Source organism: Streptococcus sp. Z556 (assembly GCF_053010225.1).
The window spans coordinates 1-9,993 of the sequence record NZ_JBRKNU010000009.1 but is presented as its reverse complement, the minus strand read 5'-3'; the positions used below and the strand labels follow the sequence as shown (position 1 = coordinate 9,993).

Here is a 9,993-nt window from a genome sequence, read left to right as displayed (position 1 = left end):
TTCAAGTTTCTTAGTTGCTTCAATCGTAGCTTCTACTGCTGGTGCTTTAAAGCTATTCGTGAAGACACTACCTGCTGAGTATTCAACAGTTGCCTTCAAGGCATTTGTTGCTGCATCTTTGGTTACTGTTACCACTGCAGTCTTTTCTGTGTCGTAAGTAATACCAGTTGCTCCGGCATTCACTTCTTTTACAGTATAAGTATGAACACCTTCTGCATCATAGTTGATTGCATTAAATGTTACTTTTCCACCTTGGTTTGTTTTTGTATCAAGTAGTTTTGTACCTTCATACAATTCAAATTGGAATTCACCATCAACCAAAGCACGACCAGTCAATTCTTTCGTAAACTCAAGTGTTGCTGATGTAGCTGTTGGAGCTGGTTCTTTATAAGTGTTAGTGAAGACACGTTCTGCTTCCGCATTTTCTACAGTCGCAACCAATTGACCTTGACCGTTATCTACTACAGTCACTTTAACTGTGTGAGATTCTGTTGAGTATGTCACACCTGCTTCTGTTCCTGATTTCTCAGTAATAGTGTAAGTGTGCTCGCCTGCTTCTGTGTAGTTGACGTTGAAGACAACTTCGCCTGAAGCAGCGTTCTTAGCTTCTGCTACAACTGCATCTTTTTCTTTCAATTCGAAAGTATAAGCATCAGCCACAAGCTCTTTACCATTCAAGACTTTCTTAGCTTTGATTGTCGCGCTTGTTGAAGCTGCTTTATAAGTGTTGGTGAAGGTTGGGTTGTTACCTGTAACAGCTGCAACAAGTTGACCTTGACCGTTATCTGTAACGTTTACTGTCACTTCATGTGTAGCAGAGTCGTATGTCACACCTGCTTCGCTACCTGCTTTTTCAGTGATAGTGTATGTGTGGTTGCCTGCTGCTGCGTACTTGATATCTTCAAAAGTTACAGTACCGTCGGTAGCGTTTTTAGCTGTCGCAACGACTTCGTCACCTTCTTTAAGTTCGAATTCGTATTTACCAGCTTCAAGGGCCTTACCATCCAAGACTTTCTTAGCTGTGATAGTAGCTTTTGCTGAAGCTGCTTTATAAGTGTTGGTGAAAGTTGGGTTGTTACCTGTAACAGCCGCCTCAAGTTGACCTTGACCGTTATCTGTAACGTTTACTGTCACTTTATGTGTAGCAGTGTCGTATGTCACACCACCTTCGCTACCTGCTTTTTCAGTGATAGTGTAAGTGTGGTCGCCTGCTACTGCGTATTCAATAGCTTCGAAAGTTACAGTACCGTCGACAGCGTTTTTAGCTGTCGCAACGACTTTGTCACCTTCTTTAAGTTCAAACTCGTATTTATCAGCTTCTAGAACTTTACCACCCAAGACTTTAGTAGCTGTGATAGTAGCTTTTGCTGGAGTTGCTTTATAAGTATTGGTGAAGGTTGGATTGTTACCTGTAACAGCCGCAACAAGTTGGCCTTGACCGTTATCTGTAACTGCTACCTTAACTTCGTGTTTAGCAGTGTCGTATGTCACACCTCCTTCACTACCTGCTTTTTCAGAGATAGTGTAAGTGTGGTTTTCTACTGCTGCGTACTCAATGTCTTTGAAAGTCACAGTACCGTCTGCTGCGTTTTTAGCTGTTGCAACGACTTTGTCACCTTCTTTAAGCTCGAATTCGTATTTATCAGCTTCAAGAGCTTTACCATCCAAGACTTTCTTAGCTGTGATAGTGGCTTTTGCTGGAGCTACTTTATAAGTGTTGGTGAAGGTTGGGTTGTTGTCAGTTACAGTCGCAACAAGTTGACCTTGGCCGTTATCTGTAACTTTTACCTTAACTTCGTGTTTAGCAGTGTCGTATGTCACACCTTTTTCACTACCTGCTTTTTCAGAGATAGTGTAAGTGTAGTCACCTGCTTCATTGAACTCAATTTCTTTGAAGGTAACGGTGCCGTCTGCAGCGTTTTTAGCTGTCGCAACGACTTCTTCACCTTTTTTAAGTTCGAATTCGTATTTATCAGCTTCAAGCTCTTTACCGTTCAAGACTTTAGTAGCTGTGATAGTTTTTTTATCTGGTTTAGCTTTATAAACGTTCGTGAAAGTAAGGTTGTCAGCACCTGTTGCAGTTGCAACAAGTTGACCTTGGCCGTTATCTGTAACGACTACTTTTACTTCATAAGCATTTGGATCGTATTCAACTCCGGCTACATCACCTGCTTTTTCAGAGATAGTGAATGTACGAGTTTCTTCTTTTGTGAACGTAAGTTTTGGGAATTGAATCTTACCGTTTGCATCGTTTGAAACAGTGTGGAGAACTGTTCCGTTTTCTTTCAACTCAAATTCAAATTGGCCAGCCTCAATAGCTTTACCGTTCAAGACTTTATTGGCTTCAAGTTGAAGTTTTGCTTCTTTAACAGCGTATGTGTTGGTAAATTCTTTCTTAGAATCTTCAAATTTAACGCTCGCTAATTTTTCACCCAAAACATCTTCTACTGTTACAGTCGCTTTAAGGACGTTCGCATCATAAGTGTATCCAGGTTTGTTATCATTAACTTCTTTAATGGTATATTTAAAAGTTCCTGCTTCTTTGTATTTGATTGCCTCAAACTTCACTTTACCATTTTCATCATTTTTGACAGTTTGTAAAACATTACCCTGATCATCTAGCAGTTGGAAACTAAATGCATCTTTTTCAAGAGTTTTACCATTAAGTTTCTTAGTCACTTCTAGAGCAACCTCATCCGATTTGGCACCTACACCAATACCGTCAGTAGTTGTAATTGGTGCAAAACCTTCAAATTCTATTGGTTGGGCTTCCTCGTTTGTAGTGACAGTTACATTGTTCAATACACGTTTAGTAACTGGATTGACTGGTTGAGTCAAACGAGTACGATACATGATATAAAGCCCTTTATGATCTAAGGTTCCATCACCATTAGGTGTAATTGTAAAATGATTTTTATCGGTTACTTGGACATGAGCACTATCCAATTTTGTTCTTCCGTAACCATTTTCCCAATCTGGGAAGTAGTATCCTGTAATGTCACTTGCAAGAACTTGCCCATCCGGAATAGTATCTTGGATATTAACACCAGTGTAAGATTTTGCATAGCGGTTAACACGGATACGCCAGTTTACATAGTTAGGATCACCTGAGTCTTGAACCCCCCATTTAGTAAATCCAGTTGGGTCAACGTCTGGAACGATACGAGTCAAATGATAAACTCCTGCACCAGGAATGTTGATTTCATATTCCTTGTTCTTTTCAACATGGTCTGCCCATACTACAGTAAATGATGCAACAATTTGTTTGTTCTCATTAAACTTCTTAAAGTACTCTTCGTTTGTTACTGTAATCTTAGCAGTATTCGTTGCCTTCTCTGTTGTCAGCGATGCAATCGTTTCACCGTTCGGAGCTTTCAAATCTGTACTAGAATCTACTTCGATTTTAAACTCATTTGGAACGTGATAAACCATGAAATCACCGTTTTTCAGAGTCACATTGTCTGGGAATGCGTAAGTTGTTTTAAGATAGAACTTACCTTCACCATATTTGGCATGATCGACTAATCGGTTCGTATTAATCGTCGGTTCTGTAGTCAAAGTGTACTCTGATTCAGTTTTTTCTGCAGCACTAACTACTCCATTAAGTCTTAGTGCAGGCAAAAAGACCGACACAACCAGTAGCAAGGCCATCAAGCCACGAAAGAGTTTGCTAGTTCTCTTTTTCACCACATTATCCTCCTTATTGTCTATAATGGTTCAATTATATTATACAGAACCTTGACAGAATGTCAATTAAAATGATTCAGTTTTTATATTAACTTATTATTCATTTAAATATTAAGCCTAATCATGTATGTTCATCAGCTTTGAAACAAAAAATACAGGCAAGGATTTCGCTTGTATTTAATATATACTAATTTCCTAAAAGGCTACGTATTTAATCCCAATTCCGCTAAGATTTGACGTTTATAGGCAATTTTTTGAACTTCCTTGTCTTCGCTCTGGGACCAATCTAGTTTAACTTCTGAAACAATCTGCCCAGGCCGATTTTTTAGGATATAGATGCGGTCACTGAGATTGAGGGCCTCCTCGATACTGTGGGTAATAATCAAGGTTGTCAGTTGCAACTGTTTGTGAATCTCCAGATACCAAGCATGGAGCTCCATCTTGGTCATTTCATCCAAGGCGCTGAAAGCCTCATCCAAGAGAAAGAGCTTGTGTCCAAAAAGGTAGGTACGGAGCAAGGCCACACGTTGCCGCATCCCACCACTGAGTTCATGAGGATACTTGTCCCTTACGGCTGTCAACTGGAAAGTCGCAAGGATTTCATCCGCGCTAGCAATGGCTTCTGCCTTATCAACCTTTTGAATCAAGAGGGGCAGGATAATATTGCCAAGGACTGTCTTATGCTCCAAGAGTAAATTCTTTTGTAGCATATAACTCACGCGCCCCTTGGGATTCTCCTCTCCATCAAGGACAATTTTTCCTGACTGGACTTCTAAAATCCCTGCGATTAGGTTAAAGAGAGTAGTCTTTCCAACACCACTTGGACCTAGGATAGAAACCACTTCACCTGAAGTCACTTGTAGGTTAATGTCCTCTAAAATCTTTTCATTGTCGTAGGCATAGCTTACATGTTCTAGTCTAATTTCTGTCATTATTTTACAAATTCGTTAGTGAATCCTTTATCAGTCAAGTCTTCCTTGAGGATACCATTTTCTTTATCCCATTTGTAGAAGGCATTCCAGCGATCAGCATCAAATTGTCCCCATTTTTCCTTGTTGCTAGCATACTCTTTTGACAAGTATTTTTGAGATTCGATGACGAAATCACGTTTTTCCTTGAGTTCTGGGGCATTCTTGATCAGGATATCAGCCGCTTCTTCTGGGTGTTCCATGGCATATTGGTAGCCTTTTTTGATAGCTTGGATGACTTTACGAGCTTCTTCTTTATTGTCTTTGAGATAGTCGTTGTTTGCGATGATAACTGGTGAGTAGTAGTCAAACTCCTTGACATAGTCTTTCAAGTACATGAAGTTGGCGTCTACAACTTGAGATTTGGCAAGGATACCGTCCCAACCGTAGTAGATCCAAGCAGTGTCAAAAACGCCATTGGCAATTGGTGTAATCGAGTTTGAGTCGTTGTTTGGTACTTTTTCAACCTTTTCAAAGTCTCCACCTTGTGATTCTACCAAGGTTTTCAACATAGCCAGTTCCGTTGGGTCATTCCAAGTCCCGTATTTCTTACCAACCAAGTCTTTTGGACTGGTGACATTGTCAGATTTACGTGAGATGATTCCTGATGTATTGTGCTCAACGATAGCGGCAACGGCAGTAATCCCTGCCCCTTTTTCCAATTTCTTAGCCATGTAGTCTTGGAAATAGATAGCAAATGACGCCTTGCCATTGACCACCAAGTCAGATGAGCTTTCTTCTGGTGGCAATTTCAAGTCAACATCCACTCCAGCTTCCTTGAAATAGCCTTTCTCCTTGGCTACATAAAGTCCCGTGTGGTTGGTATTTGGCGTCCAGTCTAGGATAAAGTCAATCTTCTTGACTTCTGCTTCTTTGCTGTCCTTAGAAGCAGTTCCTTGGCCACAAGCTACAAGCACGACAGCTACAAGAGCTGTTACAAGCGTTAAAAACACTTTCCATGTTTTCTTCATTTTCATTTCCTCTTTTCTTTTTCAAAAATGCTCTATTCTAAGTACGTTTCCATTTAATCACATATTTTTCACTAACATCGACCAATTTCATACCCAAAAGACTGATAAGCGACACCAAAATAATAATGGCAAACATGGTATCATACTGAAACAGTTTTTTAGACTGAATCATATAAACACCAAGTCCTTCAAAGCCTCCCAACCACTCAGATACCACTGTTGTGATAAAGGCGTAGGAGACACTGACCCTCAGACCTGCATAAAAGTAAGGCAGGCTAACCGGGATTTTAAAATGCCACAGGATTTGCCAAGGGTTTGCTCGCATCAGACTAAATAAGGTCAGCATATCCTTGTCACAATGTCTAAAACCGTCTAAAATACTGACGATGATAGGAAAAGTTGTCGTCAGAATAATCAAGACAATCTTGGGCAATATCCCATAACCTAGCCACAAGACCAAGATAGGTGCTATGGCAATGGTCGGAATGGTCTGGACAACCACCATCATAGGGTAGATAAGATCATTGAGCCAAGAGAGACTATCCATGAGCACAGCCATGATACAGGCAATCAAGACTCCCATATCTTATATGGAAATATAGTAACGCAAATGCAAGGAAAAGTCAATGAAACTACTTACAGAAAACTATGAAAAAGAGTTTGAAGATAAATGCTTCAAACTCTTTCATAACTTTCTTATTTAGCCTCGTACCAGGTTGCCCCTTCATTTTCATCTGCGATAAGGGGAACACTGAGTTGGATGGCTTCTTCCATGGTTTGTTTCACTAGAGCTTTAACGGCTGCTAGTTCTGATTTCGGAACCTCAAGGACGATTTCATCATGCACTTGCAAGAGCATCTTGGTCTGATAACCACCCTCAACTAGAGCTTTGTCTAGCTGAATCATAGCAATTTTGAGAATATCTGCAGCCGATCCTTGGATAGGGGAGTTAATAGCAGTTCGCTCTGCAAAACCACGAATGTTAAAGTTGCGCGAATTGATATCTGGCAACTCGCGACGACGCTTGAAGAGGGTCTCTACATAGCCCTTATCACGCGCCTCACGAACGACTTCATCCATGTAATTTTTGATACCAGGGAAGCGTTCAAAATAGGTATCAATGTAGGCTTTGGCCTTCTTACGACTAATACCAAGATTGTTTGCCAATCCAAAATCTGAAATTCCGTAAACCACTCCAAAGTTGACGGCCTTGGCATTGCGACGGTCGTTTGGCGTCACATCCTCAGGACGTTCAATTCCAAAGACACGCATGGCTGTCGAGGTATGGATATCAGCTCCCTCTTGGAAGGCTTTGATTAAGTGCTCATCCTTAGAGATATGCGCCAAAACGCGCAACTCAATCTGTGAATAGTCCGAACTGAGTAGTACACTATCCTCCCACTCTGGCACAAAAGCCTTACGAATGAGGCGGCCTTGTTCCAAACGAACAGGAATATTTTGCAAGTTTGGATCCACACTAGACAGACGACCTGTCTGAGTCAAATCCTGCACATAGCGTGTGTGAATCTTGCCATCATCCAAAATCCAATCCTGCAAGCCAATCACGTAAGTCGATTGAATCTTAGCAATCTGACGATAGTCTAGAATTTTCTTAACAATTGGCGCAATAGGAGCCAGACGCTCTAGCACATCCACGGCTGTCGAGTAACCTGTCTTGGTTTTCTTGGTGTATTCTAGAGGAAGACCGAGCTTTTCAAAGAGAAGTACCCCCAACTGCTTAGGTGAGTTGATATTAAACTCCTCACCAGCTAGCTCATAAATCTCCTGAGTTAGCTTTTCAATGACAAACTCATTTTCAGCCTGCATCTCAAGCAAGGTCTCTTTCTTGACCGTAATTCCAGCGATTTCCATCTTGGCAAGGACAAAGGCCAGAGGCTGCTCCATGTCATAGAGGAGATCTAACTGTCCATGTTCACCGAGTTTTTCAAGTAAAACAGGCTCGGTTTCAACCAATACCGCAACCTTGCGAGCTAGGTGTTCCAAGAATTTTTCCCGTTCAGGAATTGCCTTCTTGACCCCCTTGCCGTAAAAGGTCTCATCGTCGACTATGTAAGTCTGACCATAAAGACTCGCAATGGTTGAAATTTCATTATTCTCGACAGTAGAGAGAAGGTACTTGGCCAAGCGACTGTCAAAAGCAGGGGCCTGCAGGTTCAAGTCCAAGCGATTTAAAAGAACCTTCGCTTTCTTAAAGTCATACACTTTCAGAGGTGTTTTTTCTAGAAAATCCTTGAGAATCGACTCCTGTAAGAGCTCAAGTTTATCTGTAGCGTAAAGTTTATCCCCACAGGACCAGGCAAAACCAACCAAATCATCTGTATGGTAATTCTCACCAAAAAGCTCAAAGTGGAAGATAGAGTCTGCGCTCAGCATGTCTTGACTGACGTGGTCAACAATAGTGAAATCCAAACTTTCAGGCGTATCCGTTGATGAAACATTTAGAGCTTGCTTGAGTTGTTTGAAGCCCATCTCATCATAGAATTTTCCGAGATTTTCCACATCTGGTCCACTATAGACCAAATCATCAAGGCCAATCTCAATAGGTGCATGAGTCTCAATAGTCGCCAAGGTTTTAGACAGGAAGGCTTGTTCCTTGTCATTGATGAGATTTTCCTTCATCTTAGAAGCCTTCATCCCATCGATATGTTCATAAATACCCTCGAGCGAGCCGTGTTCCAGCAAGAGCTTGATGCCCGTCTTTTCACCAATTTTAGTGACGCCAGGGATATTATCAGACTTATCCCCCATGAGGGCTTTGAGATCTATAAACTGAGCTGGTGTGAGGCCCATCTTTTCCATAAGGTAAGCTGGTGTAAAGGCCTCAAACTCAGCCACACCTTTCTTGGAAATCTCGACCACCGTACGCTCATCGGTCAACTGGATCAAGTCCTTGTCTCCGCTAACGATTGTCACATCGAAGGAATCTTTCTCAGCCAAACGACCAAGAGTCCCGATGATATCATCCGCTTCATACTGTGGCAACTCATAATGGCGAATTCCAAGATGGTCTAGCAACTCACGTATGAAGGGAAATTGCTCACGAAACTCATCTGGAGTTTTCGCGCGACCACCCTTGTAGTCTGCATACATCTCTGTTCGGAAAGTCGTCTTACCTGCATCAAAGGCTACCAAAACATGACTAGGCTCAACCCGCTCTAAGACATGATTCAACATGAGTTGAAAACCGTAAATTGCATTGGTATGAAGACCATTAGCATTTTTAAACCGATCTAGTTGCTGATAAAGCGCAAAAAAAGCTCGAAAGGCAACAGAAGATCCATCAATTAATAATAATTTTTTCTTGTCCATACACCCATTATAAAGGAAAGCGAGGAAAAATACCATCGGAAAGAGCTGAAAAACTTGGACTTGTCCCTATTTCTCCATAAAAAGAAAAGGATCCTACGAATCCTTTTCTTGTATCGATGTTAGGCAATTTATTTGTTCAATCTTCTCTTTGCAAATGGTAGCAAACCAAGAAGGAGACCGATAAATCCGAGCGATCCGACTGCTGAGGTGGCTTGGCTTCCAGTATTTGGAAGGAGCTGCTCATCCGTTGCTGCAGGAGCTTTGTAAGTACGATCTTGTTTCGTACCGAGAGTAGAATTTGTATCCAAAGGAACCGCACTGCCAGTATATTCTGGAACTTCGTTTACTGCTGGTTCAATCTTTTCAGCATAGGCTGGAATATTGGCTACTGCTGGAGCACCGCTTTCTGCATAAACTGGGACATTCACTACTGCTGGAGCACCACTTTCTGCATAAACTGGGACATTCGCTACTGCTGGAGCACCACTTTCTGCATAAACTGGGACATTCGCTACTGCTGGAGCACCGCTTTCTGCATAAACTGGAACATTCGCTACTGCTGGAGCACCGCTTTCTGCATAGACTGGAACATTCACTACTGCTGGAGCACCGCTTTCTGCATAGACTGGGAGTTCATTTACTGCAGCTTCTACCGCGTTTACACCTTGCTTGTATTCTGGCAATTCTGTAGTCGCAGCTTCAACTGCATTCACTCCACCTTTAAAGTCTTCAATTTCAAGAACAGCCGACATGACACTACTTAGAGTCTTAATGGCATCCTCATAGTCTGCCAATGCTTGTTGCAATTCTTTTACTTGATTATTTTCAACACCATTCATTTTTGAAACAGAGATTTGTTCTTTAATTTTAATAACTTTTTTCTCTAATTTCAAAAGTTCTTGTTTCTTGGTATTTGTTTCTGGACGCTTAGCTTCTTCTGCTTTCCTAGCTTCCTCTGCCTTCTTAGCTTCCTCGGCTGCTTCCTTGTCCGCTGCAGTGAGTTTAGCTTGGTCTTGGCTAGAAAGTTGAGAATGAGT

5 protein-coding genes and 1 pseudogene are annotated in these 9,993 nt (G+C 41.5%); all 6 read right to left on the bottom strand.

The genetic code is table 11. From position 1 onward, the window contains the following. Positions 1–3,687, bottom strand: a 3,687-nt coding sequence (locus ACVC7S_RS08605) for a Spy0128 family protein (RefSeq protein ID WP_447266846.1), incomplete at its 3' end; no start/stop codon positions are given. A gap of 203 nt (positions 3,688–3,890) precedes the next feature. Beyond that, positions 3,891–4,619 (bottom strand): ABC transporter ATP-binding protein, encoded by a 729-nt coding sequence (locus tag ACVC7S_RS08600; RefSeq protein ID WP_447266845.1) that lies wholly within the window; start codon positions 4,617–4,619, stop codon positions 3,891–3,893. Further along, positions 4,619–5,626, bottom strand: coding sequence for an ABC transporter substrate-binding protein (locus ACVC7S_RS08595; protein WP_447266844.1), 1,008 nt, complete (start codon positions 5,624–5,626; stop codon positions 4,619–4,621). Before ACVC7S_RS08595 ends, ACVC7S_RS08600 begins: the two co-directional genes overlap by 1 nt. Before the next feature lie 37 nt (positions 5,627–5,663). Beyond that, a pseudogene (locus tag ACVC7S_RS08590) lies at positions 5,664–6,209 on the bottom strand (ABC transporter permease); the annotation flags it as partial. Positions 6,210–6,322: 113 nt separating this feature from the next. Next, a complete protein-coding gene (gene polA / locus ACVC7S_RS08585; protein ID WP_447266843.1) occupies positions 6,323–8,956 on the bottom strand; it encodes a DNA polymerase I in 2,634 nt (877 codons plus the stop codon). Between the two features lie 128 nt (positions 8,957–9,084). After that, positions 9,085–9,993 (bottom strand): SIALI-17 repeat-containing surface protein (locus tag ACVC7S_RS08580; protein WP_447266842.1); only part of this gene is annotated, 909 nt, incomplete at its 5' end.